Genomic DNA, 23,447 nt, shown 5'->3' with positions numbered 1-23,447 from the left:
GGTCGGCCACTGTGTACGTGGCACGACGGTGCGGTCCAGTCAACGAAAACTGTGCCCCGCCCGGGATCCCGGGCGGGGCACAGTTCATTCGACCGCTGGTTCAACCGCCGCGTCAGCCCCCGTTGGGGCCACCGAAGAAGTTGGTGCCGCCGTTGTTGTTACCGCCATTGTTGTTGTTGCCGAAGTTCTGGGTGGTCAGGATGATCGCCGTGGAGTTCGGGTCTGCCTGCGTTCCCTGCTGGGGGTTCTGGCTGATCACGATCGCGTTGTCGCTCTGATCGCTGCCGTCGGCGAACTGGATGTTGTTGAAACCGTTCTGCTGCAGGGTCTGCCTGGCCTGCTTGACCGTCTGGGTGACGACGTTCGGGACCTGCGTCTGGGTCTGTGTCTGCTTGCCGACCTGGATGTTCACCCTGGAACCCTTGTCGGCAGAGTTGCCGATTGCCGGAATGGTCGAGACGACCTTGCCGGCCTGGTTCGGGTCGGTCACGTCGATATCGGTGCAGTCGCCGACCAGGTTGTTGGCCGTCATCAGGGCCTTGGCCTCTTCACAGGACTTGCCGGCCACGTCCGGGACCGTGGACTTCGCGACGGCCTTGGCGATGGTGAGGGTGATCGTGGATCCCTTCTGCACCTCCGCGCCGAGCTTCGGGTCCTGGTCCAGGACGGTGTTCGGGTCCTCCGTGGAGACCTGGGTCTGCTTCTTGACCGTGAAGTTGTAGCCGTCGCCCTCGAGCTTCGCCTTGGCGTCTTCGAAGCTCTGGCCGATGACGCCGGGCACGACGACCTTCGGCGCCCCTGTGGACACGGTCAGAGTGATCGTGTCGCCCTTGGTGGCCTTCACGCCCGGCTTCGGGTCCTGGTCGCAGACGTTGCCGGTTTTCTGGTTCTCACAGGGTTTCTTGGTGATCGAAACCTTCAGTTCGGCGTTCTCGGCCAGCTGGGTGGCGTCCTTCTGCGTCTGGCTGACGAGGTTGGGAACGACGACGGTGTCATTGCTCACCCCGCCGCCGCTGGAGATCCACTTCCCGATGAGGATCGCGCCGATCAGAACCAGCGCACCCGCCACGACCAGCAATATCGTCGAGGTGTTCGACTTCTTCTGCTGGCGGCGGCGGGCCGGGCGGTCGTCGTAGTTGTTGTTGTAGCCGTAGCCGCCGTCGTCCGGGTTCATCGGGGGCAGCATGGACGTGGCCTGGGCGTCCGCGGAGCGCAGCGCCGTGGTGGCCTGGTCGTCCGGGTAGCCGCCGTAGCCCACGGAGCCCATGGCGGCCGTTGCGGCGACCGGCTGGCCGTCGAGGCAGGCCTCGATGTCCTGGCGCATCTCGTCGGCGGACTGATAGCGGTAGTCCGGGTCCTTGACCAGTGCCTTCAGGACGATCGCGTCCATCTCGGGCGTGATCTCGGGGTCGAAGACCGACGGCGGCTGCGGCTCCTCGCGTACGTGCTGGTACGCGACCGCGACCGGGGAGTCGCCCACGAAGGGCGGGCGCACGGTCAGCAGCTCGTAGAGGAGGCAGCCGGTCGAGTAGAGGTCGGAGCGGGCGTCGACCTGCTCGCCCTTGGCCTGCTCCGGGGAGAGGTACTGGGCGGTGCCGATGACCGCGGCGGTCTGGGTCATCGTCATGCCGGCGTCGCCCATGGCGCGGGCGATGCCGAAGTCCATGACCTTGACCTGGCCGTTGCGCGTCAGCATGACGTTGGCCGGCTTGATGTCACGGTGGACGATTCCGGCGCGGTGGGAGTACTCGAGGGCCTGGAGGATGCCGATGGTCATCTCCAGGGTGCGCTCGGGGAGCAGTCTGCGGCCCGAGTGCAGCAGCTCTCGCAGCGTGGACCCGTCGACGTACTCCATCACGATGTACGGGATGGAGATGCCCTCGATGTAGTCCTCACCCGTGTCGTACACGGCGACGATCGCGGGATGGTTGAGCGAGGCGGCCGACTGGGCCTCCCGGCGGAACCGGGCCTGGAACGACGGATCGCGTGCGAGGTCGGCTCGCAGCGTCTTCACCGCCACGGTGCGGCCGAGCCGTGTGTCATGGGCGAGATGTACCTCCGCCATGCCACCACGGCCGAGCACCTGGCCCAGCTCGTACCGGCCGCCGAGGCGACGCGGCTCTTCCATAGCTACCTACCAGCCCTCTCCGTCGGTCCCGACCGCACGCTTGTGTGGTCCGGCGGTGTGCCGTCCGGGCATACCGTACCCGGCTCGGCTTCTGTGACCTGGCCAAGCCCGTCACCCGATACAGGACCGGTATCGCAACGTGCACCGATGTGAAGGGGACGTGACAGGGGTCACTTCTTGCTGTTGATGACCGCCTCCATCACGCTCTTCGCAATGGGGGCGGCGAGACCGCCACCCGTGATGTCTCCACGGTTCGCGGCGCCGTCCTCGACCACCACGGCCACGGCGACGGGCGAGCTGCCGTCGGGGAGCTTGGCGTATGAGATGAACCACGCGTACGGCTTCTCGCTGTTGGCGACACCGTGCTGGGCGGTACCGGTCTTGCCGCCCACGGTGACGCCGGAGATCTGAGCCTTCTGGCCGGTGCCCTCCTTGACGACCGTCTCCATCATCGACTGCAGGATCTGGGCGTTCTCCTTGGAGAGCGGCTGGCTCAGCTGCTTCGGTTCGGTCTGCTCGATGGGGTCCACGCTCGCAGCCTGCAGCTCGTCGACCATGTACGGCTTCATGAGTGTGCCGTTGTTGGCGACGGCCGAGGCCACCATGGCCATCTGCAGCGGGGTCGCGGCGGTCTCGAACTGGCCGATGGAGCTGAGCGCGGTCTGCGGCTTGTCCATCTTCTTGGGGAAGTTCGAGGCGTTGGACCGTACCGGCGTGAACTGCTCGGAGTTGAAGCCGAACTTCTCGGCCTCCGCCTGCATCTTGTCCTTGCCGAGGTCGGCGCCGATCTTGCCGAAGACCGTGTTGCAGGAGACACGGAGCGCCTCACGCATGGTGGCGTTCTTGCAGGGGATGTTCCCCTCGTTCTTCAGCTCGGTGCTGGTGTTCGGCAGGGTGTACGGCAGCGGTGAGTCCGTGTTCTCGTCCGCGGACTTGTACAGGCCGTTCTCCAGCGCCGCCGCCGCGGTGACCACCTTGAAGGTGGAGCCCGGCGGGTAGGTCTCGCGCAGCGCCCGGTTGAGCGTGGGATCGTCGGGGTTGTTCTTCTTCTCCAGCTTCGTCCATGCCTTGCCGTCGACGCTCGTCGAGTTCCCGGCGAAGGTCGACGGGTCGTACGACGGGGTGGAGGCCAGTGCCAGGATCGCGCCGGTCTGCGGGTCGATCGCGGCGACGGCGCCCTTGCCCCGGCTCAGCAGGCCCTGGTACGCGGCCTTCTGCGCGGCGGCGTTGAGGGTGGTGACGACGTTGCCGCCCTGCTTCTTCTTGCCCGTGATCATGCCCAGGGTGTTGCGGAAGAAGAGCCGGTCGTCGTTGCCGGTGAGGATGCCGTCCTCGATGCTCTCCAACTGGGTGGCGCCGAAGGCCTGGGAGGCGTACCCGGTGACGGGCGCCCACATCGCGCCGTCCTTGTAGGTGCGCTTGTATTCGAAGTCGTTGTAGCCGCTGCCGGTGCCCTTCGCGGACCCGGTGATCGACTTGCCGTCGACGATGATGTCGCCGCGCGGTGTGGCATATCGCTCGATGGCGACGCGGCGGTTCAGCGTGTCGGACTTCAGGGTGTCCGCCTGGACGTACTGGAGCCAGTTGTCACGGATGAGCAGGGCGAGGACGAGGAGTCCGCAGAAGATAGCGATCCGGCGCAGGGGCTTGTTCACGGGCGGACCACCTGGGTCATCTCGGCGTCGGGGCTGGGGGCGGGTGCGGGTGCCGGGCGGCGGGCGGTGTCGCTGATTCTGATCAGGATGCCCAGGAGCGCCCAGTTGGCGATGACGGAGGAGCCTCCGTAGGCCACGAACGGCATCGTCATACCGGTGAGCGGGATCAGGCCCATGACGCCGCCCGCGACGACGAAGACCTGGAGCGCGAAGCCGCCGGAGAGGCCGACGGCGAGGAGCTTGCCGAACGGGTCGCGGGCCGCGAGCGCCGTTCGGATGCCGCGCTCCACGATCAGGCCGTAGATGACCAGGATCGCCATGATCCCCGCCAGGCCCAGTTCCTCGCCGAAGCTGGCGAGGATGAAGTCGGAGTTGGCGGCGAACCGGATGAGTTCCGAGTGGCCCTGTCCCCATCCGGTGCCGAGCGTGCCGCCGGAGCCGAAGGCCCACAGGGCCTGCATGGCCTGCTCGGAGTGGAGGATGCCGTCGTGGGTCACGGTCCGGCTGAGCTTGTACTCGTGCAACGGGTTGAGCCAGGCCTGGACACGCGTCTGGATGTGCGGTTCGAAGCTCGCCACGCCGACGGCGCCGACCGCCGACATCAGCAGACCGAAGACGATCCAGCTGGTCCGCTCGGTGGCGACGTACAGCATGATCACGAACATGCCGAAGAACAGCAGCGAGGTACCGAGGTCGGTCTCGAAGACCAGGATCAGGATGGAGACGAACCAGACCACCAGGATCGGGCCGAGGTCGCGGCCGCGCGGCAGGTAGAGGCCCATGAAGCGGCGGCTGGCGAGGGCCAGCGCGTCGCGCTTGACCATGAGGTAGCCGGCGAAGAAGACCGCGAGGATGATCTTCGCGAACTCGCCGGGCTGGAGGGTGCCCAGGCCGGGGATCGAGATCCAGATCTTGGCGCCGTAGATGTTGGCGCCGAGGCCGGGGACCAGCGGCAGCAGGAGCAGGACGATGGCGCCGAACATGGAGATGTAGGTGTAGCGCTGCAGGACGCGGTGGTCCTTGAGGAAGATCAGTACGGCGACGAACAGACCGATGCCCAGCGCGGTGTACATCAGCTGGCGGGGCGCTGCCTGGGTGAAGTTGGGCAGCGACTGGAGCAGCTTGGACTGGTCGAGACGCCAGATCATCACCAGGCCGAGGCCGTTGAGCAGCGTCGCCAGTGGCAGCAGCAGCGGGTCGGCGTACGGTGCGAACTTCCGTACGCCGAGGTGGCCGACGCCTGCGAGCAGGCCGAGGCCGAGGCCGTAGCCCAGCAGCCCGGCGGGCACTTTGTCGTTGATGGCCAGGCCGACGTTGGCGTACGCGAAGACCGGGATGACGACGGCGAACACCAGCAGCGCCAACTCGGTGTTGCGGCGGCTCGGTGCGCCGATCGAGCCGATGGTCGACGTGTGGTGCGTCGGCGTGTTCGTACTACTGCTCATGGTGTGACAGGGCCCCTCACGGCTTCTTACTGCTTACCGCACAGCGAGACCAGCTTCTGCTCTTCGTCGGAGAGGCTGGGGCCTGGTGTGGGAGTGGGTGCGGTGGAGGTGGACGGTTTCGAAGACGGTGCCGAGCTGGATGCGTTCGGCGTCGGGGACGGGCTGGACGTGGCCTTGGACGTCAGAGAGGTGGTTGTGGTTCCCGTGGTTCCACCTGCCTGGCCCGTGCCGGTCTTCGCACCGCTCTGGGTGTCGGCGGCGCGACGCTCGGCGTCCTTCTTGCACGCCGAGGCCTGCGTGGCGAGCTCGCCGATCTTCTGCTGGGCGTTCTTGAGGCCGCCCTCCGCGATCGTCGCCTTGACCTGCTTCTGCTGGTACGGCGGCAGGTACTTGAGTTCGATCTCGGGGTGGTCCTTCTCCACCTTCGAGAGCGAGACCCAGGCCAGGTCCTGGCTGATTCCGCGGTACAGCGCGATGTGCTCGTCCTGGGTGCCGACGTAGTACTGCGTCTGTGTCCAACGGTAGCCGCCGTACAGACCGCCGCCGATGACGGCGAGCGCCAGCACGCTGTAGAAGGATCTCTTCAGCCACCTGCGTCCGGGGCGCGGCTTGACGAAGTCCTCGTCGGAGTAGTCGCCGAAGCCGCCCGCGGGGTCGTAGCCGGTGGTGTCGCCGCTGCCGGGCGGGCCGAACTCGCCGCCACCGCCCTGTCCGGGTACCGGACGGCCGAGGCTGGAGGCGCGGCCCGCGGGGGTCTGCATGGCGCCGTTGTCGTGCAGCTGGTGCTGGTTCTCGGCGACCGCGCCGACCACGACCGGGGTGTCGGAGAGCTGTACGGCGAGGGTGTCGCCGGAGTCGATGTCGAGGACGTCGGCGATGATCACCGTGATGTTGTCGGGGCCGCCGCCGCGCAACGCGAGCTCGATGAGGTTCTGGACGGTCTCCTGCGGGCCCTGGTAGCTGGCGAGGGTGTCTTCCATCGTCTGATGGGAGACGACGCCGGACAGGCCGTCGGAGCAGATCAAGTAGCGGTCGCCGGCGCGGACTTCCCGGATGGAGAGGTCCGGCTCGACGTGGTCGCCGCTGCCCAGCGCGCGCATGAGGAGGGAGCGCTGGGGGTGGGTCGTGGCCTCTTCCTCGGTGATGCGGCCCTCATCGACCAGGCGCTGCACCCAGGTGTGGTCCTGGGTGATCTGGGTGAGCACGCCGTCACGCAGGAGATACGCGCGGGAGTCGCCGACGTGGACGAGGCCGAGGCGCTGACCGGTCCACAGGAGCGCGGTGAGGGTGGTCCCCATGCCCTCCAGCTGGGGGTCCTCCTCGACCATCATCCGCAGCTGGTCGTTGGCGCGCTGCACGGCGGTGCCCAGCGAGGTGAGGATGTCGGAGCCGGGTACGTCGTCGTCCAGGGCGACGATGGTGGAGATCACCTCGGAGGAGGCGACCTCACCGGCGGCCTGGCCGCCCATCCCGTCGGCGATCGCGAGCAGGCGGGGACCGGCGTAACCGGAGTCCTCGTTGCCCTCGCGGATCATGCCTTTGTGCGATCCGGCGGCGAAGCGCAATGACAGACTCATGCGCACCTCGCCCGTCGGCTCCGGGTACATCCGCACGGTGCCCACCCTCCGGTCGGGAGCGCGCCGGGGTCCGTCGTGTGGACCACCACTGCGTGCTCGCTCCGCTCGCGCTCATTCATGATGTAGCACTACTTCCGCAGCTCGATGACGGTCTTGCCGATGCGGATCGGCGCGCCCAGCGGAACGGGCGTGGGAGTCGTCAGTCGGCTCCGGTCGAGATAGGTGCCATTGGTGGAGCCGAGGTCCTCGACGATCCACTGGCCGTCTCGGTCCGGGTAGATCCTGGCATGGCGGCTGGACGCGTAGTCGTCGTCCAGCACGATGGTGCTGTCGTGCGCGCGGCCCAGGGTGATGGTCTGCCCCTGCAGCGCGACGGTCGTGCCCGTGAGGGTTCCTTCGGAGACGACCAGCTTGGTGGGGGCGCCGCGGCGCTGTCGGCCACCGCTGCCCCCGCTCGGCGGCGCCTGCTGGCGCTGCGGTGGTGGTGTGGCCTGGCGCGCGGCCTGCTGCGGCCTGGAGGCGTCCCTGCGCGAGCCGCGCTGTGTGACGCGCGTTCCGAACAGGTCGCTACGGATGACCTGCACGGCCACGATCACGAACAGCCACAGTACGGCCAGGAAACCCAGCCGCATGACCGTGAGGGTCAGCTCTGACATTGCCCCCGCTTCACCCTTCGGCTTGCCGGTAAATGATGGTGGTGCTGCCCACGACGATCCGCGAGCCGTCGCGGAGCGTAGCGCGGGTGGTGTGCTGCCCGTCCACCACGATGCCGTTGGTGGATCCGAGATCCTGGATCGTCGAGGGCGTTCCGGTCCGGATCTCACAGTGCCGGCGGGATACGCCGGGGTCGTCGATCCGCACGTCGGCTTCGGTGCTGCGGCCCATCACCAGCGTCGGGCGGGAGATCTGATGGCGGGTGCCGTTGATCTCGACCCAGTGCCGCATACGGCCGCCTGCCGCCGGGCCCGGAGCCCCGCCTGGCCGGGCGCCCATCGGTGAGGGGCCGGGGCGCACGCCGGGCGGCGGTGCGGATGGCATCGGGGGTGCGCCCGTGGGGCCCGGACCGGGGGCGGCCGACGGATAGCCGTAGCCACCGGGCCGGCCGGGGGGCGGGCCCGCGGGGGCGCGCTCGGGGGCCTGCTGGTCGGTGGAGGAGGCGAGCGTACGGCTGCGCACCCGGTAGAGACCGGTGTCGAGGTCGTCCGCCTTCTCCAGGTGGACCTTGATGGGGCCCATGAAGGTGTAGCGCTGCTGCTTGGCGTAGTCGCGCACCATGCCGGCGAGCTCGTCGCCGAGCTGGCCGGAGTAGGGGCTGAGGCGCTCGAAGTCCGGCGCGCTCAGCTCCACGATGAAGTCGTTGGGTACGACGGTCCGGTCGCGGTTCCAGATCGTGGCGTTGTTGTCGCACTCGCGCTGCAGCGCTCCGGCGATCTCCACGGGCTGGACCTCGGACTTGAACACCTTGGCGAAGGTGCCGTTGACCAGACCTTCGAGGCGCTGCTCGAACTTCTTCAGGACTCCCATGGGGCACCTCCTCCTTCGTAACCGTCCTGGTTCTGCGTGCTGTCCACGTCGTACTGCGTACGGCCCGCCGTGTCGTACGGCCTGCCGTAGTCGTCCTGGTCCTGCTGGTACTGCTTACTGATCGTATCCACGCGTCGGGAAATCGGCTGGTTCCCCCTGTCGGCCCGGTCGACGGGTGTCGACGCCTTCCGAAGTCCCCTCCCGAAGTTCCCGCAGGGGCTCCTCTTCGAACACTTCCCGGCACTACTCCTGCCAAGGATCGTAGAGGCGCTCCGAGACCAGTGTCCCGCACCTGACTGTGCACCCTGTCCTGCTCATGGAGAGATGGCCTGGACCGGTACGAGGTTGATACGTGAACCGGTTACGCCTGAGACGTGCGGTGCCGGCGGGGCCCGTGGCCGTGGGAAAGGGATGTGATTCCACCCCGGACAGCGTGCTAATCTTCTGCATGTCGACAGGGGCTCGCACCACTCGGTGAGAGACCAAAGACACACCCAATGCGCGGGTGGCGGAATAGGCAGACGCGCTGGATTCAGGTTCCAGTGCCCGCAAGGGCGTGGGGGTTCAACTCCCCCCTCGCGCACCATGAAGAACCGATGGAACGGGTCTTCACCAGTGACGGAAGTCATGGTGAGGGCCCGTTTCTCGTTGTTGTGGTGGGCTGCGGCCCGGACGGTGACGCGACAGGGCCCCGGCGGTGAGGTATCTCACGGTCGGGGCCGCGGTGGTTTTCCAGGGGCACTTCGGGCGGCTGAGGGGGAGTGCGGCTTCGGTCAGGCGGGGTTTTCGGGGGAGGGTGGCAGAGGGTCCGAGACAAACCACCCCCGCTGGGGAACGGCGTACACCCAGCCTTCCTCGGCCAGTAGGCCAAGCCCCCGCCGTACGGTCGTCCGTGCGATCCCGTACCGCTGCACGAGCTGGGCTTCACTCGGCAGCATGCGCCCAGGCTGCCAGTCGCCGCGCTGAATCTGCGCGCGCAAGATCCCGGCCAGTTGCCGGTACGGGGTCAGCGGCGCACCGTGATCGATCTCAGCGTCAGGATTCATGAAGTCGACGCTAAGCAAGCGGGATGATAGATGCTCTTTGAGATATGTATCGCTTCGTATCGATACAAGGCGATACCATGAGAGCCCAAAAAAACGCCCCGGCGGGAAGGATGAGAGCTTCCGTGCCGGGGCTCAGCCGACTGAACAGGAGTCGACCCATGCGCAGCCTACTGGCCGCGATCCTGAGCCTCTTCCTGCCTCCTCGCGGAGCGCACCGCGGCCCCGGTACGCCACCGTCCCTCACCGTCTGTCCGCCCGTTCCAGCCCACCAACCCGCCCCCGCGCGTCGGCCGGGGCTGCACCCGGCGGACGTCATCCCCGCCGACGGACTGCGCCTGGTCCGGCCCTACCTCGCCGTATGGGAACGCGAGCGTGACGAACTCGACCGCAGGCGGCTTCAGCGGGAGCGGCGCCGGGCGGCGGTCCTAGCGACCCTCGGCCAGGACTACATCCCGATGGAGGTTGCCGCATGAGCGCGAGGCGTTTCCGTAGCGTCGGCTTCGACCCGGCAACCGGCAAGGAGGCGCTCGTGGTTGCGCGTCCCGGCGGTTTCCTTGAGGAACTGGCCGACGCACACGCGCTGAAGGCCGCCGCCGTCCTGGTGACGGTCGTCGGTGCCGTGCTGGAGGGAGGCAAGTCGTCGGACGCCGAACTCGCCGCCTTCGTACCGTCGTTGCACGCGGCGCTCGAAGAATGCGTCGGCATCATGGCGGCCGACAGAGAGTGATGACGCAGAGGCATCCCGCCGGAGGCATGGGGTGGTGCCGTGGGAGCTTTTCCTGGGTGGGCCTCAGGGGCGTCGGCGCAGGGGCACGTGGATCTCCAGCAGGGTGCCGGTGGGGGTGCCGGATGTGATGCCGGTCCGGCCGCCGAGATCCTCGACGCGGCCGGTGAGGGAGCGCAGGGCCCGCGCGCGGTCGGCGGAGCCGACGGAACCTGCCGCGGGGCCCTGGCCGTCGTCGGTCACCTTCGCGTACAGCCAACGCCGGGTGATGCGCACGACGGTGTCCACGCGGTGCGCGCCCGAGCGGGCCAGGCGGTCGCGCAGCGCTTCACGCAGGGCGAGGAAGGTCTCCTCCCGGTGCCGCTCGGAGAGGGTCCACTCGTCACCGATGACCTCGACGGAGGTCTGGACACGGCGGCCGGCGCGCGGGCGGGGGCCCGCGAGGAAGGCCTCCAGGGCCTCGCGCAGGGGCGGCAGGTCGGCGCGGTGGCGGATGCCGTCGATGAGCGCCTGGTTCTCCCGGGCCGCCTCGGCCAGTGCCCTTTGGGCGGTGGCGAGATGAGCCGCGACGGCGCCGGAAGCGTCAGGGGTACGGGGAGTGGGGCTGGGAGTGGGACCGGTCCTTGTACTGCTACTGCTACTGGTGCTGGTACTGGTACTGGCGGGGGCGCAGGTCGAGGCGGCGTCGAGGCTGAGGCGGGCGAGGGACAGGGCGCCGCCCAGTTCGTCGTGCAGCTGCCGGGCCAGCCGGCGGCGCTCGCCGCGGCCGTCGTCGCCGGACCACATCCCCTCCCCGGCCCCCCGGACTACCTCGCCGAGACGCCGGACGACCGCGACCGCGCGGGGCAGCGCGCTCTCGCGGTGCGTGATGCCGCTCTCCAGGACGTGCAGCAGGGCGCATTCGAGGAGCAGGGCGACCGCGGCGGCCACCTGGTGCGGGGAGGCGGCGGGCGGGGCGATGGGAGTGGGGGTGGGAGCAGGGGCGGTGTCCGCGGCCCGGGACAGGGCGGTGCGGGCGAACTCCGTCAGCGTGGTGCGCAGGGCGGGCACCTCCGCCTCGGCGGGGGCGAGCGCGGTGGGCAGACGTGCGGTGAAGCGGTCCAGGACGGCGCCGGTCTCCCAGGAGCCCAGGGCGGTGGTGGGCGACAGGGCGGAAGCGTGACCCGGGCGGGGCGACATCCGGGCCGCCGCGCGGACCAGGCCTTCGTGCAGGGCTTCGCCGAATCCGCTGCCGACGAGGGGGATGGTCGGGGTGACGGGGAGGGGTGGGCCGGCGGGAGCGATCGGCCCGGCGGGAGCGATCGCGCGGGTGGATGCGATCGGGCCGGTGGGTGCGGTCGCGGCGGTGGGGGCGGTCGTGCTGCTCATCGGACTCCTCAACGCTCGGATGACGCTCGGGTGCCGGGGGCAACGTGGCCATCGCCAACGTAACAAACAGACTTGTCTGATTGTCAAGGGTGGACCGGCGTTCGGGGTGAGGTGTGCTCACGGGATCGCCCGGCGGTCAAGAGTCTTGCTATGGGCAAGAGCTGCAGGATTTATGGGGGTTGGATGGAGGTCTGGGTTCACAGGGCTGTCAACTAAAACAGGCATGGTTGTATGATTCCGGTTGTTGCTGGCGCCTACGAGGCACCCGCGCGCTCCTTCATGCCAAGAGCAGGAATAGGCAGGTGCAGCCTGATGCAGACCCGGTCCGAACAGACCCGTCAGGCTCTCGTCCGTGCCGCGGCGGATCTGATAGCGAACGGCCGGCTCTCCGATGCGGGACTGGTCAACATCTGCCGCCGGGCCGGGGTGAGCCGGGGGGCTCTCTACCACCACTTCTCCTCCACCGCGGAGTTGACGGCCGCGGTGTACGAGCAGGCGCACGAGCGGGTCGTCGCGCTGATGGACGAGGCCTTCGAGGGGTCCGTGGAGGATGCCCCGGAGCGTCTCCTGGTCGCCCTGTGCGAGGCGTTGCGCACGGAGGAACTCGTCCGGGCCGGCATACAGCTGGCGGTGGACGGGTCGGAGGGGCCGCCGCGACTGCGTGACGACGTACTGGCGTTGGTGCGCAGGCGGGTGGTCGACGCGCACCGGGACGTCGTGGCGGCGCCGGAGGATCTGGCCGACCTGGCGGTGGTGGTGGCCGCGGGGTTGGAGTCGCTGGGGCACACGGACGCGGAGTGGTGGGACCCCAAGACGTCCAAGCGGCTGTGGGTGTTGTTGCGTCCGTTGTTCTCGTTGGCCGGGGAGGAGCGGACGGAGACGGAACGGACGGGTGGGGAGCGGGTCTGACGGCTCGCGGCGTGAGTTCGCCCGCGGAGGAGCTGCCCGCGTCGGGTGGCCGGGCGGGGGGTCGTTCCGAGGACCGGTGCCCGGAATCGATGCCTGTGAACGGGACGGCACGAGAAGGGGACCCGTGGTGGGGGCCCGGGACGAGATGTCGGGCTGGGTTCGTCACGGGCGAGGCGGCTCTGCCCGGAGTGCGTGTTCGGGTCGCCGTGTTCTGTTCGGCGGGTGTTGCCGGGGCGTGGGCCTCGGTTGTGAGGTTGCCGGGTCCAGGGGGTGCGGGTGGCTGCCTGGCGGGTGTGGAGGGAGGGTCAGGCGGTCTCGCGGGCCGGCGGCGGGGTGGTGCGGAGGCGGCCGAGCAAGCCGGGGGTAGCCAGACCGGGCAGCATGAAGCGCCAGAACGCACCGATGCGTTCCGGCAGATCCTCGCGGTTGCTGTAGACCTGGGACATCAACTGCAGGCCGGTGAAGGCGCCGACGACCGTCGACGTGGCTTCCTGGATGTCCACGCCGGGCAGGATCTCGCCCTGCTCCTCGGCCTGCCGCAGCAGGGCGAGTATGGCGGCGCCGGACTGCTCGTACGCCGTCTGCGGCGGCCGGGAGAACGACGTCTGCTCGACCGCGAGCCGCACACTGGCCCGTAGCACCGGATCGTGCTGCAGACGCTGGGCGAACTCCAGGGTGAGGTCGATGACGGCCTGGAGCTTCACCGCCTGGTCCGGCACCACCAGGGCCTCGCTGTGCGCGGTCACGAGCGCCACGGCGATCGCTTCCTTGGACGGGAAGTGGTGGTACAGCGCGCCTCGAGTGAGACCCGTCCGGGCCAGGATGTCGTTGGTGCTCGCCGCGTCGTAGCCGCGCTCGTCGAACACCCGGGCCGCGGACTCCAGGATCGAGTGCCTCGACCTCGTCCCGCGCTCTTGTGTGGCCATACCAGGTCCTTGCTCTCGCCCGCTGGAAATTTACCGACTGGTCTGTATTGTATCGGCAAGGCGGCACGCCGCCAGTAGGCGGGAGTATTTGCTTCCGTTTTGGCTCGATTTTCGGTCGGTTCCCGGTCGGGCCCGTGTCGGTCCTCGAGCGCTCATCGGGCGCTCCTCCTGTGGGTCGTGAGCTGGTCCTCGGACGGCCTGCGGGTGCCGCTTACGGGTGGCCGAGCCGAAAACCGACACCGCGGACGGTGATGATCCAACTGCTCGAACCGAGCTTGCCGCGCAGGCTGCTGACGTGGGTGTCGATGGTGCGCCCGCGGTGGGACCAGGTGTCGTCCCAGACCTGCGCCATGAGCTGGCGTCGCGGCATGACGGTGCCGGGCTGCGAGGCCAGTAGACGCAGCAGGTCGAACTCCTTGCGGGTCAGGTCCACCGGCTTCCCGTCCAATGTGGCCACCCGGGTGCCGACGTCGATGCGCAGCGGGCCGTGGGTGATGATCTGGGCGGCGGCGGGCTGTTGGCGCACCCGGCGCATCACCGCCTCCATCCGGGCCAGTAACTCACGGAAGCCGTACGGCTTGACCAGGTAGTCGTCGGAGCCGGCCTGCAGTCCGAGCACCCGGTCGAGCTCGGAGCCACGCGCGGTGACGGCGATGACCGGGGTGTCGCAGACCGCCCGGATTCCCCGGCACACCTCGAGCCCGTCCAGGTCGGGCAGGTCCAGGTCGAGCAGTAGGAGATCGGCGTCGCGGTGCGCCTGGAGCGCCTTGGTGCCGGTGGCCACGCTCTGCGCGGCGTACCCCTGCCGCAGCAGGCCCTGGACGAGGGAGTCGGCGGCCCTGAGATCGTTCTCCACGACCAGGACGCGCAGTGCGCCGGCCGGGGGGCCGGGATGGTCGGCGGCCGCCTGTGGGGCAACGGCCCGCCCGGGCTGGGGAATCGTGGGGCGGTGCGGAAGATTGCGCTGCGATCGGGCGTCGAGTAGATCCACGGCTTGCCGATTCATCTGCTCCTCCTGAGGCACAGTCTCGTCATCACGGAACGGACTGCTGAACTCTCGCAATGAGGACGATAGCAAACAGACTTGTCTGATTGTCAACGCGTTCGAAATCCCCCGCGCGTCGGTCCGTACCTTTTCCAATCCACCCATGATGACCTGCGTATATGTGAGGCGCGCCGACGTTTCAAGGTCATGTTTCCGGCAGGTTGCGGTCGGGGTGGACTCCCTCGCCCTAGGGGTGTCCTTGGCGCTAACCATGCAGGTCTGCACGGTTTGCGAGATCGGGCGTCCGGAGTGGCGCAATCGTGCCGTACCGCCCGGTAACGGCGGCTCGTCACTCGAAGGATGCTAAAGCTTTACTTGATAAAACGAACAGACATGTCTGTATCTTGTGGGGGCGAGAGAACGTCGGCCACGGGGGGTGGCTGCCGGCGGTACGGATTGCTGCCCCCTGCTCGGAAACAGACAGGAGTGCCGTACATGTCGTACACCACCTCCACCCGTGTGTCCGTCGATGACGACGTCGCAACGGTGGGCACCAGCGCCTCACGAACCGCTGCTCGAAACGCTGTTCAACCCGCCGTCCAGACCGCGGCGCGAACCCTGACGCCGCGGCTGACCACGACGGTTCCGCGCGAGTACGTCCATCGCGCCGCCGTCTCCGAGGTCCTGCTGACCGGTTGGGAGGCCGCCGCCGAACCCGCGGAAGCCGATCAGCCGGACGAATTCGCGGTCAGCGCCCAATGGCCCCGCAGTCACTCCTTCTTCACCCAGTCCGGCGGCTACCAGGACCCGATGCTCCTGATCGAGTCCGTCCGTCAGATCGGTTCCCTGCTCGCGCACGCCGAGTTCGGCGTCCCCTTCGGGCACCAGTTCCTGATGTGGGACATGTTCTTCAACACCTGCCCCGAACTCCTCGTCGCGGACGCCGTCCCCACGGAGGTCGAACTGCGCACGGTCTGCCGCGACATCGTCCGCAAAGGCCGGGTGCTCGGCGGTATGCGCTACGACGTCACCGTGCTGCGCGACGGAAAGGCGATGGCCACCGCGGGCGCCGCGTTCAGCTGCACCAGCCCGGCCGTCCACCGCAGGCTGCGCGCCGGCCGGCCCACCACCACCGACCGCGTCGTGCCGCCCGCGATCGACCCGGCCGCGGTGGGCCACTCCGACGACCGGCACGTGCTGCTCGCCGAGCCCGAGCCCGGATCCACCTCCGGCATCGGCGACCGCTGGGAACTGCGCGTCGACACCGCCCACCCCACCTTTTTCGACCACCCCGTCGATCACATACCGGGCATGGTCCTGCTGGAAGCCGCCCGGCAGGCCGCCCTCGTCTCGACCGGGATGCCGGACGCACTCCTGCTGGGCCTCAAGAGCAACTTCGCGCGCTACGCCGAGTTCGACGCGGCCTGCTGGATCGAACCGCAGGTCGAACCGCACGGTACGGAGGGCGGCGTACTGGTGCGGGTGCGCGGTACGCAACACGCCGAGACCGTCTTCACCGCCGAGCTCGTCCTGGGCCCGCGCCGCCGTTGAGTCCGCACGGCCGTTGAGTCCGCACGGCCATTGAGCCCGCACGGCCGTTGAGCCCGCATCCTCCGTACGTCTGGGAGAGCGTCCCCATCCCGAGGAGAGACCCGTGCCCACCATCCTGATCACCGGCGCCGCCGGCTTCGTCGGCGGGCACGTCGCCCGCGAAGCCGCCCGGCACCGGGGCGACTTGAGGCTCATGTCGCACCGCAGTCCCCTGCCCGACTCCGCTCCCCCGTCCCACCAGGGCTCCCCGGCCCGGGACGGTGCTCGCGTCGTACGGGCCGATCTGACCGACCCCGCGTCCTTGCGCGGAGTGTGCGACGGCGTCGACGTCCTGATCCACTGCGCCTCGCAGATCGGCGGCGATGCCGAGGCCAACGAGGCCGTCAACGCCCGTGGTACGGCGGCGCTCATCGAGGAAGCGCGTCGCGCGGGGGTCACGCGCATCGTCCAGCTGAGCACCGCGTCCGTCTACGGCCGTGGCACCTTCCGCGGCGACCGGCCCGAAGAACTGACCCGCAATCCACGCTCGCCCACGTCCCTCACCCGGGCCACGGCCGAGGACGCCGTCCTCGCGGCCGGCGGTGTCGTCCTGCGGCCCCACCTGGTGTACGGGGAGGGCGACAGGTGGGTGGTGCCCGGCCTGACCCGGATACTGCGCACGCTGCCCGGCACGGTGGAGGGCTGGTCGGCCCGGACCTCCGTGATCGCCGTATCCGAGCTGGCCGCGCTGCTGGTGGCCGCCGCGCTCGCCCCCGCCGCCGACCTGACCGCCTCCGTCTACCACGCCACCCACCCGGAGCCGGTCCCCGTGGGCACCCTCCTGCGCGCGGTCGCGGAGTGCACCGGGATCGACTGGCCGGACCGGGAGCTGACCGCCGGCCAAGCCCGGGCGGTCCTGGTGGAGAAGGGCGTACCTCCGTCCGGACTCGACATGTTCACCACCGACCATGTCTTCGACAGTGCCCGGCTCTGGGCCGATCTGCGCCGGGCTCCCGGCGCCGGTTTCGACACCGATTTCCCCCTTGCCGCGCCCTGGTACCGCAAGGCCCTGCAGGCCGGTTGACCGAGTACGGGCCCGCGAGCTCGACAAACCGAGTGGACGACGGGCCTGCGAGATCGGTGAGACCGGTGGGACCCGCGAGATCCGCGTCTCATGAGACCCGTGAGACCCGTGAGACCCGCGTGCCCCCCATGACCCCCGTGATCCGGGTGCCCCCCATGATCCGCGTGATCCACGAGACTGCTGAAAGTGCCTCCCGAAGCACCTTCCCGTCAGCCTCCCGTCGGCCTCTCAATCGGCCTCTCAATCGGCCTCCAAGATTCTGCACGGAATGGCGCGTTCCTTTTCTTTCCGGACCCGGTGGATCCATCCACCGGGTCCGGTGATTTGACGGAGGTCTGACCTTCTTCTTTCCTCTTCCGGTAAGTGCTGCCCCGGGTCTGCGGATTCTGACCCAGTTCTGCAACGGACCGTATTGAAGGGGAAGTGCGCACTCGAACAGTCTTGTGGCTCCGAGCGGAGTCTGGGGAGGTTCATCGTGCGCAAGGTGCTCATCGCCAACCGTGGCGAAATCGCTGTCCGCGTGGCCCGGGCGTGCCGGGATGCCGGGATCGCGAGCGTTGCCGTGTATGCGGAACCAGACCGGGATGCTCTGCATGTCCGGGCGGCGGACGAGGCGTTCGCTTTGGGCGGTGACACCCCCGCCACCAGCTACCTGGACATCGCCAAGGTCCTCCAGGCCGCCAAGGACTCCGGCGCGGACGCCATCCACCCGGGCTACGGCTTCCTGTCGGAGAACGCCGAGTTCGCCCAGGCGGTCCTGGACGCGGGCCTGACCTGGATCGGCCCGCCCCCGCAGGCCATCCGCGACCTCGGCGACAAGGTCGCCGCCCGCCACATCGCCCAGCGCGCCGGCGCCCCCCTCGTCGCGGGCACCCCCGACCCGGTCAGCGGCGCCGACGAGGTCGTCGCCTTCGCCGAAGAGCACGGGCTGCCGATCGCGATCAAGGCCGCCTTCGGCGGCGGCGGACGCGGCCTGAAGGTCGCCCGCACCCTCGAAGAGGTCCCCGAGCTCTACGACTCCGCCGTCCGTGAGGCGGTGGCCGCGTTCGGCCGCGGCGAGTGCTTCGTCGAGCGCTACCTCGACAAGCCCCGCCACGTCGAGACCCAGTGCCTGGCCGACACCCACGGCAACGTCGTCGTCGTCTCCACGCGTGACTGCTCGCTCCAGCGCCGCCACCAGAAACTGGTGGAAGAGGCCCCCGCGCCGTTCCTGTCCGACGCCCAGGTGGCGGAGCTGTACTCCTCCTCCAAGGCGATCCTCAAGGAAGCCGGATACGTCGGCGCCGGCACGGTGGAGTTCCTCGTCGGCATGGACGGCACGATCTCCTTCCTCGAGGTCAACACCCGCCTCCAGGTCGAACACCCGGTCACCGAGGAAGTCGCCGGCATCGACCTCGTCCGCGAGATGTTCCGCATCGCCGACGGCGAGGAACTCGGCTACGGCGACCCCGTCCTGCGCGGCCACTCCTTCGAGTTCCGCATCAACGGCGAAGACCCCGGCCGGGGTTTCCTCCCGGCCCCGGGCACGGTCTCCACCTTCGCGCCGCCCTCCGGCCCCGGCGTCCGCCTCGACGCGGGTGTGCAGTGCGGCAGTGTGATCGGTCCGGCCTGGGACTCCCTGCTCGCCAAGCTGATCGTCACCGGCGCCACCCGCGAGCAGGCGCTCCAGCGCGCCGCCCGCGCCCTGGAGGAGTTCGAGATCGGCGGGATGGCCACCGCGCTGCCCTTCCACCGCGCGGTGGTCCAGGACCCGGCCTTCGGCCCCGAACTGACCGGATCCACCGACCCGTTCACGGTCCACACCCGCTGGATCGAGACCGAGTTCGTCAACGAGATCCCCGCCTTCACGACCCCCGCCGAGGTGGCGGAGGCGGAGGACGAGCCGGGCCGCGAGTCCGTCGTCGTCGAGGTGGGCGGCAGGCGCCTGGAGGTCTCGCTGCCGTCCTCGCTGGGCATGTCCCTGGCCCGCACCGGCCTCGCCGCCGGCGCCAAGCCGAAGCGCCGCGCGGCCAGGAGGTCGGGCCCGGTGGCCTCCGGCGACACCCTCGCCTCGCCCATGCAGGGCACGATCGTCAAGGTCGCGGTCGAGGAGGGCCAGGAGGTCAAGGAGGGCGACCTCGTCGTCGTCCTGGAGGCCATGAAGATGGAACAGCCCCTCAACGCCCACCGCTCGGGGACCGTCAGGAGCCTCACCGCGGAAGTGGGCGCGTCCGTCGCCTCGGGCGCCGCCATGTGCGAAATCACCGGCTGAATCACCCGGAATTGCCTGGCATTTCCCAGCGTTCTCCACCGTTCTCCAGCATTCTCCAGCGCAATTCTGAACCGGTCTGACAATTCCCTGACACGGGGAATATTGAAACCGCTCGTACCGCCCAAGATACTGAATATGAGCTTTCGTCAACTGTTGTGTGGTGGGCCCCGAGGAGAGGGAAACGTATGTACAGCACGCTGATTGTGGCTCGGATGGATCCCGGGTCGAGCGTCGACGTCGCGAAGATTTTCGGTGATTTCGACGGCACGGAAATGCCGCACCGCATGGGCACGCGTCGGCGCCAGCTCTTCCAGTACCGGGGTCTGTACTTCCACCTCCAGGACTTCGACGCGGACAACGGCGGTGAGCTGATCCAGCACGCCCGGCACGACCCGCGCTTCATACAGATCAGCGAGGACCTGAAGCCGTTCATCGAGGCGTACGACCCGGCCACCTGGCGCTCCCCGGCCGATGCGATGGCGACACGCTTCTACAACTGGGAGGCGTCCGCGTGACCGGCCGACGAGTTGTCATCACCGGTATCGAGGTGCTCGCCCCCGGTGGTGTCGGGGCGAAGAACTTCTGGAACCTGCTGAGCGAGGGCCGTACGGCCACCCGCCGCATCACGTTCTTCGACCCCAGCCCGTTCCGTTCCCGGGTCGCCGCCGAGATCGACTTCGATCCCGCGGAGCACGGGCTGCGCCCGCAGGAGATACGCCGGATGGACCGCGCCGCGCAGTTCGCGGTGGTCGCGGCCCGTGGCGCGGTCGCCGACAGCGGTATCGACATCGATGCCTACGACCCGTACCGCGTCGGCGTCACCATCGGCAGCGCGGTCGGCGCGACCATGGGTCTGGACGAGGAGTACAACGTCGTCAGCGACGGCGGCCGGCTCCACCTGGTCGACCACGCCTACACGGCCCCGCACCTGTACAACTACCTGGTCCCCAGCTCCTTCGCGGCCGAGGTCGCGTGGGCCGTGGGCGCGCAGGGCCCCAACACGGTGGTCTCCACCGGCTGCACGTCCGGCATCGACTCGGTCGGGCATGCGGTGGAGCTGCTCCGCGAGGGCTCCGCGGACGTCATGATCACGGGTTCGTCCGACGCCCCGATCTCGCCGATCACGATGGCGTGCTTCGACGCGATCAAGGCGACGACGCCCCGGGACGACGTACCCGAGCGTGCCTCGCGCCCCTTCGACGGGACCCGCAACGGGTTCGTCCTCGGGGAGGGTGCCGCCGTGTTCGTCCTGGAGGAACTGGAGAGCGCCAAGCGGCGCGGCGCGCACATCTACGCCGAGATCGCGGGCTATGCGACGCGTTCGAACGCGTACCACATGACGGGTCTGCGTCCGGACGGGGCGGAGATGGCCGAGGCCATCACGGTCGCGCTCGACGAGGCCAGGATGAACCCGACCGAGATCGACTACATCAACGCGCACGGTTCGGGCACCAAGCAGAACGACCGCCATGAGACCGAGGCGTTCAAGCGGAGCCTGGGCGACCACGCCTACCGGACCCCGGTCAGCTCGATCAAGTCGATGGTCGGGCACTCGCTCGGCGCGATCGGCTCCATCGAGATCGCCGCGTCCGCGCTGGCGATGGAGAACCACGTCGTGCCGCCCACGGCCAACCTCACCACCCCCGACCCCAAGTGCGACCTCGACTACGTGCCGCTGGTCGCCCGTGAGCAGCTCACCGACGCGGTGCTCACGGTCGGCAGCGGTTTCGGGGGATTCCAGAGCGCCATGGTGCTGGCGCGTCCCGAGAGGAGCGTGGCATGACCACCACGGTGGTAGTGACCGGTCTGGGCATCGCCGCCCCCAACGGACTGGGCACACAGGACTACTGGGCCGCCACCCGGACCGGCAAGAACGGCATCGGGCGGGTCACCCGCTTCGACCCGTCCTCCTACCCGTCGACCCTGGCGGGCGAGGTGCCCGGTTTCGTCGCCGCGGACGTGCTGCCGAGCCGGCTGCTGCCGCAGACCGACCACATGACCCGGATGGCGCTGGTCGCCGCCGAGTGGGCGCTCGCGGACGCGGGCATCGACCCCAAGGAACTGCCCGAGTACGACATGGGCGTCGTCACGGCCAGTTCCTCGGGCGGCTTCGAGTTCGGGCAGGGCGAGCTGGAGAAGCTGTGGAGCCAGGGCAGCCAGTACGTGTCCGCGTACCAGTCCTTCGCCTGGTTCTACGCCGTCAACAGCGGTCAGATATCCATCCGCAACGGGCTCAAGGGCCCCAGTGGCGTCATCGTCAGTGACGAGGCCGGCGGTCTCGACGCGGTGGCGCACGGCCGGCGGCTCATCCGCAAGGGCACCCCGATGATCGTCTCCGGGGGCGTCGACGCGTCGATCTGCCCCTGGGGCTGGGTGGCGCAGATGGCCGGCGACCGGCTGAGCACCAGTGACGAGCCGACCCGCGCCTATCTGCCCTTCGACGCCGACGCGGCCGGCTATGTGCCGGGCGAGGGCGGCGCCATCCTGATCATGGAGTCGGCCGAGTCGGCGTGCGAGCGCGGCGCCAAGATCTACGGCGAGATCGCGGGCTACGGCTCGACGTTCGACCCGCGGCCCGGCAGCGACCGCGAGCCCGCCCTGCGCAAGGCGATCGAACTCGCGCTCGCCGACGCGGGCACCGCTCCCGAGGACGTCGACGTGGTCTTCGCGGACGCGGCGGGCGTGCCGGAGCTGGACCGTATCGAGGCCGACGCGATCTCCGCGGTCTTCGGTGTCCGGGGCGTCCCGGTCACCGCGCCCAAGACGATGACGGGCCGGCTGTACTCCGGCGCGGCCCCGCTCGACGTCGCCACCGCGCTGCTGGCCATCGAGGAGGGCCTCATCCCGCCGACGGTCCACATCAGCCCCGACGAGGAGTACGGCCTCGACCTGGTCGTCAACCAGTCGCGCACCGCCCAGGTGCGCACCGCCCTGGTCCTGGCCCGCGGTTACGGCGGCTTCAACTCGGCCGTCGTGGTCCGCGCCGTCGGCTGACCGGCACTCCCCCTGCCTCCAACGCCCCTGAGACCCCCGACTGAACGATCCATTTCGACCTGGGAAGGAACCCACGTGTCCACTTCGGAATTCACCCTGGACGACCTGCGCCGCATCCTCCAGGAGGGCGCCGGTGTCGACGAGGGCGTCGACCTCGACGGCGACATCCTCGACGAGCCGTTCGAAGTCCTCGGCTACGAGTCGCTGGCGCTCCTGGAGACCGGCAGCCGTATCGAGCGCGAGTACGGGATCGTCCTCGACGAGGACCTGCTGACCGACGCCGACACCCCGCGCGCCCTCATCGAGGCCGTGAACCAGCAGTTCGGCGCCGACGAGCCCGCCGCCGCCTGAGGCCCGACGGCGTTCCCGGACCGGGCGAAACCTTTCACCTGACCTCGTGACCTCGTCCGGTCCGGCTCCGCCGCAGCCCCGCAGAAGCAAGCGCCATCCCGCAGAACAAGAGGGAGAGGAAGCACATGTCAACGCTGGAAAAGCGGGTCGCTCTCATATCGGGGGCCACCAGCGGCATCGGCCTCGCGTCCGCGCGGGCGCTGGCCGCGGGCGGCCACCGCGTGTTCATCGGCGCCCGCAGCGCGGACAACGTCGCCGAGACCGTCAAGACCCTCCAGGAGGAGGGCGTCGACGCCGACGGCGCGGTCCTCGACGTCCGCGACCCCGCCTCGGTCGGCGCCTTCGTACAGGCCGCGGTCGACCGCTTCGGCACCGTCGACGTCCTGGTCAACAACGCCGGCCGGTCCGGTGGCGGCGTCACCGCCGACATCGAGGACGAGCTGTGGACCGATGTCATCGACACCAACCTCAACAGCGTGTTCCGGCTGACGCGGGAGGTGCTCAACACGGGCGGCATGCGCCACAAGAGCCGTGGCCGCATCATCAACATCGCCTCCACGGCCGGCAAGCAGGGCGTGGTCCTGGGCGCCCCCTACTCCGCCTCGAAGCACGGCGTGGTCGGTTTCACCAAGGCCCTCGGCAATGAGCTGGCTCCCACCGGCATCACCGTGAACGCCGTCTGCCCCGGCTATGTCGAGACGCCGATGGCCCAGCGCGTGCGCGCCGGATACGCGGCCGCCTACGACACCTCCGAGGACGCCATCCTCGAGAAGTTCCAGGCCAAGATCCCGCTCGGCCGCTACTCCACCCCCGAGGAGGTCGCCGGCATGGTCGCCTACCTCGCCTCCGACACGGCCGCCTCGGTCACCGCGCAGGCCATCAACGTCTGCGGCGGACTCGGCAACTTCTGAGCACCCCCACCGACCGGCAGCCCGTACCCAGCCATGGAG

22 protein-coding genes and 1 tRNA gene are annotated in these 23,447 nt (G+C 69.2%); 12 read left to right on the top strand and 11 right to left on the bottom strand.

Features of this window, described 5'->3' with window-relative positions; genetic code table 11:
• Window positions 1-112: 112 nt before the first annotated feature.
• From pknB to OG568_RS26090, 7 genes are all read right to left on the bottom strand, one after another.
• The gene (pknB, locus tag OG568_RS26120) at window positions 113-2,128 is read right to left on the bottom strand and encodes a Stk1 family PASTA domain-containing Ser/Thr kinase (RefSeq protein ID WP_329533330.1); all 2,016 of its coding nucleotides are present in this window, start codon (window positions 2,126-2,128) and stop codon (window positions 113-115) included.
• A gap of 170 nt (window positions 2,129-2,298) precedes the next feature.
• Window positions 2,299-3,783 (bottom strand): peptidoglycan D,D-transpeptidase FtsI family protein, encoded by a 1,485-nt coding sequence (locus OG568_RS26115; RefSeq protein ID WP_329533329.1) that lies wholly within the window; start codon window positions 3,781-3,783, stop codon window positions 2,299-2,301.
• A complete protein-coding gene (locus OG568_RS26110) occupies window positions 3,780-5,228 on the bottom strand; it encodes an FtsW/RodA/SpoVE family cell cycle protein (protein WP_266689096.1) in 1,449 nt (482 codons plus the stop codon). Before OG568_RS26110 ends, OG568_RS26115 begins: the two co-directional genes overlap by 4 nt.
• Window positions 5,229-5,254: 26 nt before the next feature.
• The gene (locus OG568_RS26105) at window positions 5,255-6,805 is read right to left on the bottom strand and encodes a Stp1/IreP family PP2C-type Ser/Thr phosphatase (RefSeq protein WP_266583891.1); all 1,551 of its coding nucleotides are present in this window, start codon (window positions 6,803-6,805) and stop codon (window positions 5,255-5,257) included.
• Between the two features lie 128 nt (window positions 6,806-6,933).
• On the bottom strand, window positions 6,934-7,461 hold the full coding sequence (locus tag OG568_RS26100) for an FHA domain-containing protein FhaB/FipA (protein WP_266432575.1): 528 nt from the start codon (window positions 7,459-7,461) through the stop codon (window positions 6,934-6,936).
• Window positions 7,462-7,471: 10 nt separating this feature from the next.
• On the bottom strand, window positions 7,472-8,329 hold the full coding sequence (locus OG568_RS26095; protein ID WP_266583893.1) for an FhaA domain-containing protein: 858 nt from the start codon (window positions 8,327-8,329) through the stop codon (window positions 7,472-7,474).
• The gene (locus tag OG568_RS26090) at window positions 8,317-8,460 is read right to left on the bottom strand and encodes a hypothetical protein (protein WP_329533328.1); all 144 of its coding nucleotides are present in this window, start codon (window positions 8,458-8,460) and stop codon (window positions 8,317-8,319) included. Before OG568_RS26090 ends, OG568_RS26095 begins: the two co-directional genes overlap by 13 nt.
• Window positions 8,461-8,828: 368 nt before the next feature.
• Between OG568_RS26090 and OG568_RS26085 the strand changes: the two genes are divergently transcribed.
• Window positions 8,829-8,915: transfer RNA gene (locus OG568_RS26085), tRNA-Leu, on the top strand.
• 187 nt (window positions 8,916-9,102) lie between these two features.
• On the opposite strand, the gene OG568_RS26080 is transcribed toward OG568_RS26085, so the two are convergent.
• Entirely contained in the window at window positions 9,103-9,375 is a 273-nt protein-coding gene (locus OG568_RS26080; protein WP_266583895.1) for a GntR family transcriptional regulator, read from the bottom strand.
• A gap of 158 nt (window positions 9,376-9,533) precedes the next feature.
• On the opposite strand from OG568_RS26080, the gene OG568_RS26075 reads away from it, so the two are divergent.
• Window positions 9,534-9,848: a hypothetical protein gene (locus tag OG568_RS26075; protein ID WP_266583897.1), complete on the top strand. Its 315-nt coding sequence runs from the start codon at window positions 9,534-9,536 to the stop codon at window positions 9,846-9,848.
• Window positions 9,845-10,102 (top strand): hypothetical protein, encoded by a 258-nt coding sequence (locus OG568_RS26070; protein ID WP_266583898.1) that lies wholly within the window; start codon window positions 9,845-9,847, stop codon window positions 10,100-10,102. Before OG568_RS26075 ends, OG568_RS26070 begins: the two co-directional genes overlap by 4 nt.
• A gap of 63 nt (window positions 10,103-10,165) precedes the next feature.
• On the opposite strand, the gene OG568_RS26065 is transcribed toward OG568_RS26070, so the two are convergent.
• Window positions 10,166-11,467 carry a sensor histidine kinase gene (locus OG568_RS26065; RefSeq protein WP_329533327.1) on the bottom strand — a complete coding sequence of 434 codons (1,302 nt, stop codon included), beginning with the start codon at window positions 11,465-11,467 and terminating at the stop codon, window positions 10,166-10,168.
• A gap of 312 nt (window positions 11,468-11,779) precedes the next feature.
• On the opposite strand from OG568_RS26065, the gene OG568_RS26060 reads away from it, so the two are divergent.
• Window positions 11,780-12,376: a TetR/AcrR family transcriptional regulator gene (locus tag OG568_RS26060; RefSeq protein WP_329533326.1), complete on the top strand. Its 597-nt coding sequence runs from the start codon at window positions 11,780-11,782 to the stop codon at window positions 12,374-12,376.
• Between the two features lie 305 nt (window positions 12,377-12,681).
• Here the strand turns inward: OG568_RS26060 and OG568_RS26055 are convergent, their stop codons facing one another.
• Both OG568_RS26055 and OG568_RS26050 read right to left on the bottom strand, forming a co-directional pair.
• A complete protein-coding gene (locus tag OG568_RS26055; RefSeq protein WP_266432559.1) occupies window positions 12,682-13,302 on the bottom strand; it encodes a ScbR family autoregulator-binding transcription factor in 621 nt (206 codons plus the stop codon).
• A 211-nt stretch (window positions 13,303-13,513) separates the two neighbouring features.
• Entirely contained in the window at window positions 13,514-14,308 is a 795-nt protein-coding gene (locus OG568_RS26050) for a response regulator transcription factor (protein ID WP_266432557.1), read from the bottom strand.
• A gap of 474 nt (window positions 14,309-14,782) precedes the next feature.
• On the opposite strand from OG568_RS26050, the gene OG568_RS26045 reads away from it, so the two are divergent.
• The 8 genes from OG568_RS26045 (at window position 14,783) to fabG (ending at window position 23,408) form a co-directional block, all read left to right on the top strand.
• Window positions 14,783-15,838 (top strand): ScbA/BarX family gamma-butyrolactone biosynthesis protein, encoded by a 1,056-nt coding sequence (locus OG568_RS26045; protein ID WP_329533325.1) that lies wholly within the window; start codon window positions 14,783-14,785, stop codon window positions 15,836-15,838.
• A gap of 103 nt (window positions 15,839-15,941) precedes the next feature.
• The gene (locus OG568_RS26040; protein WP_329533324.1) at window positions 15,942-16,901 is read left to right on the top strand and encodes an NAD-dependent epimerase/dehydratase family protein; all 960 of its coding nucleotides are present in this window, start codon (window positions 15,942-15,944) and stop codon (window positions 16,899-16,901) included.
• A gap of 475 nt (window positions 16,902-17,376) precedes the next feature.
• Window positions 17,377-19,152, top strand: coding sequence for an acetyl/propionyl/methylcrotonyl-CoA carboxylase subunit alpha (locus OG568_RS26035; RefSeq protein WP_329533323.1), 1,776 nt, complete (start codon window positions 17,377-17,379; stop codon window positions 19,150-19,152).
• A 185-nt stretch (window positions 19,153-19,337) separates the two neighbouring features.
• Window positions 19,338-19,667 (top strand): TcmI family type II polyketide cyclase, encoded by a 330-nt coding sequence (locus tag OG568_RS26030; RefSeq protein ID WP_266432549.1) that lies wholly within the window; start codon window positions 19,338-19,340, stop codon window positions 19,665-19,667.
• The gene (locus tag OG568_RS26025) at window positions 19,664-20,935 is read left to right on the top strand and encodes a beta-ketoacyl-[acyl-carrier-protein] synthase family protein (protein WP_101399151.1); all 1,272 of its coding nucleotides are present in this window, start codon (window positions 19,664-19,666) and stop codon (window positions 20,933-20,935) included. The genes OG568_RS26030 and OG568_RS26025 overlap by 4 nt, the downstream gene beginning before the upstream one ends.
• The gene (locus tag OG568_RS26020; protein WP_329533322.1) at window positions 20,932-22,146 is read left to right on the top strand and encodes a ketosynthase chain-length factor; all 1,215 of its coding nucleotides are present in this window, start codon (window positions 20,932-20,934) and stop codon (window positions 22,144-22,146) included. The genes OG568_RS26025 and OG568_RS26020 overlap by 4 nt, the downstream gene beginning before the upstream one ends.
• A gap of 75 nt (window positions 22,147-22,221) precedes the next feature.
• Window positions 22,222-22,497: an acyl carrier protein gene (locus OG568_RS26015; RefSeq protein WP_054237212.1), complete on the top strand. Its 276-nt coding sequence runs from the start codon at window positions 22,222-22,224 to the stop codon at window positions 22,495-22,497.
• Window positions 22,498-22,622: 125 nt separating this feature from the next.
• Window positions 22,623-23,408, top strand: a complete 786-nt coding sequence (gene fabG / locus OG568_RS26010) for a 3-oxoacyl-ACP reductase FabG (RefSeq protein ID WP_266583910.1) — start codon at window positions 22,623-22,625, stop codon at window positions 23,406-23,408.
• The last annotated feature ends 39 nt before the right edge of the window (window positions 23,409-23,447 follow it).

The organism is Streptomyces sp. NBC_01450, from assembly GCF_036227505.1.
Taxonomy (GTDB): domain Bacteria; phylum Actinomycetota; class Actinomycetes; order Streptomycetales; family Streptomycetaceae; genus Streptomyces.
The sequence above is the reverse complement of the archived record's forward strand: the minus strand, read 5'-3'. Positions and strand labels throughout refer to the sequence as shown.

What these genes read in the sequence shown, in the direction of transcription:
- OG568_RS26055 (WP_266432559.1), bottom strand. Translation starts at nt 13,302, where the DNA reads ATGGCCACACAAGAGCGCGGGACGAGGTCGAGGCACTCGATCCTGGAG.
- fabG (WP_266583910.1), top strand. Translation starts at nt 22,623, where the DNA reads ATGTCAACGCTGGAAAAGCGGGTCGCTCTCATATCGGGGGCCACCAGC.
- OG568_RS26095 (WP_266583893.1), bottom strand. Translation starts at nt 8,329, where the DNA reads ATGGGAGTCCTGAAGAAGTTCGAGCAGCGCCTCGAAGGTCTGGTCAAC.
- OG568_RS26030 (WP_266432549.1), top strand. Translation starts at nt 19,338, where the DNA reads ATGTACAGCACGCTGATTGTGGCTCGGATGGATCCCGGGTCGAGCGTC.
- pknB (WP_329533330.1), bottom strand. Translation starts at nt 2,128, where the DNA reads ATGGAAGAGCCGCGTCGCCTCGGCGGCCGGTACGAGCTGGGCCAGGTG.
- OG568_RS26060 (WP_329533326.1), top strand. Translation starts at nt 11,780, where the DNA reads ATGCAGACCCGGTCCGAACAGACCCGTCAGGCTCTCGTCCGTGCCGCG.
- OG568_RS26045 (WP_329533325.1), top strand. Translation starts at nt 14,783, where the DNA reads ATGTCGTACACCACCTCCACCCGTGTGTCCGTCGATGACGACGTCGCA.
- OG568_RS26050 (WP_266432557.1), bottom strand. Translation starts at nt 14,308, where the DNA reads ATGAATCGGCAAGCCGTGGATCTACTCGACGCCCGATCGCAGCGCAAT.
- OG568_RS26070 (WP_266583898.1), top strand. Translation starts at nt 9,845, where the DNA reads ATGAGCGCGAGGCGTTTCCGTAGCGTCGGCTTCGACCCGGCAACCGGC.
- OG568_RS26080 (WP_266583895.1), bottom strand. Translation starts at nt 9,375, where the DNA reads ATGAATCCTGACGCTGAGATCGATCACGGTGCGCCGCTGACCCCGTAC.
- OG568_RS26110 (WP_266689096.1), bottom strand. Translation starts at nt 5,228, where the DNA reads ATGAGCAGTAGTACGAACACGCCGACGCACCACACGTCGACCATCGGC.
- OG568_RS26020 (WP_329533322.1), top strand. Translation starts at nt 20,932, where the DNA reads ATGACCACCACGGTGGTAGTGACCGGTCTGGGCATCGCCGCCCCCAAC.
- OG568_RS26100 (WP_266432575.1), bottom strand. Translation starts at nt 7,461, where the DNA reads ATGTCAGAGCTGACCCTCACGGTCATGCGGCTGGGTTTCCTGGCCGTA.
- OG568_RS26075 (WP_266583897.1), top strand. Translation starts at nt 9,534, where the DNA reads ATGCGCAGCCTACTGGCCGCGATCCTGAGCCTCTTCCTGCCTCCTCGC.
- OG568_RS26105 (WP_266583891.1), bottom strand. Translation starts at nt 6,805, where the DNA reads ATGAGTCTGTCATTGCGCTTCGCCGCCGGATCGCACAAAGGCATGATC.
- OG568_RS26065 (WP_329533327.1), bottom strand. Translation starts at nt 11,467, where the DNA reads ATGAGCAGCACGACCGCCCCCACCGCCGCGACCGCACCCACCGGCCCG.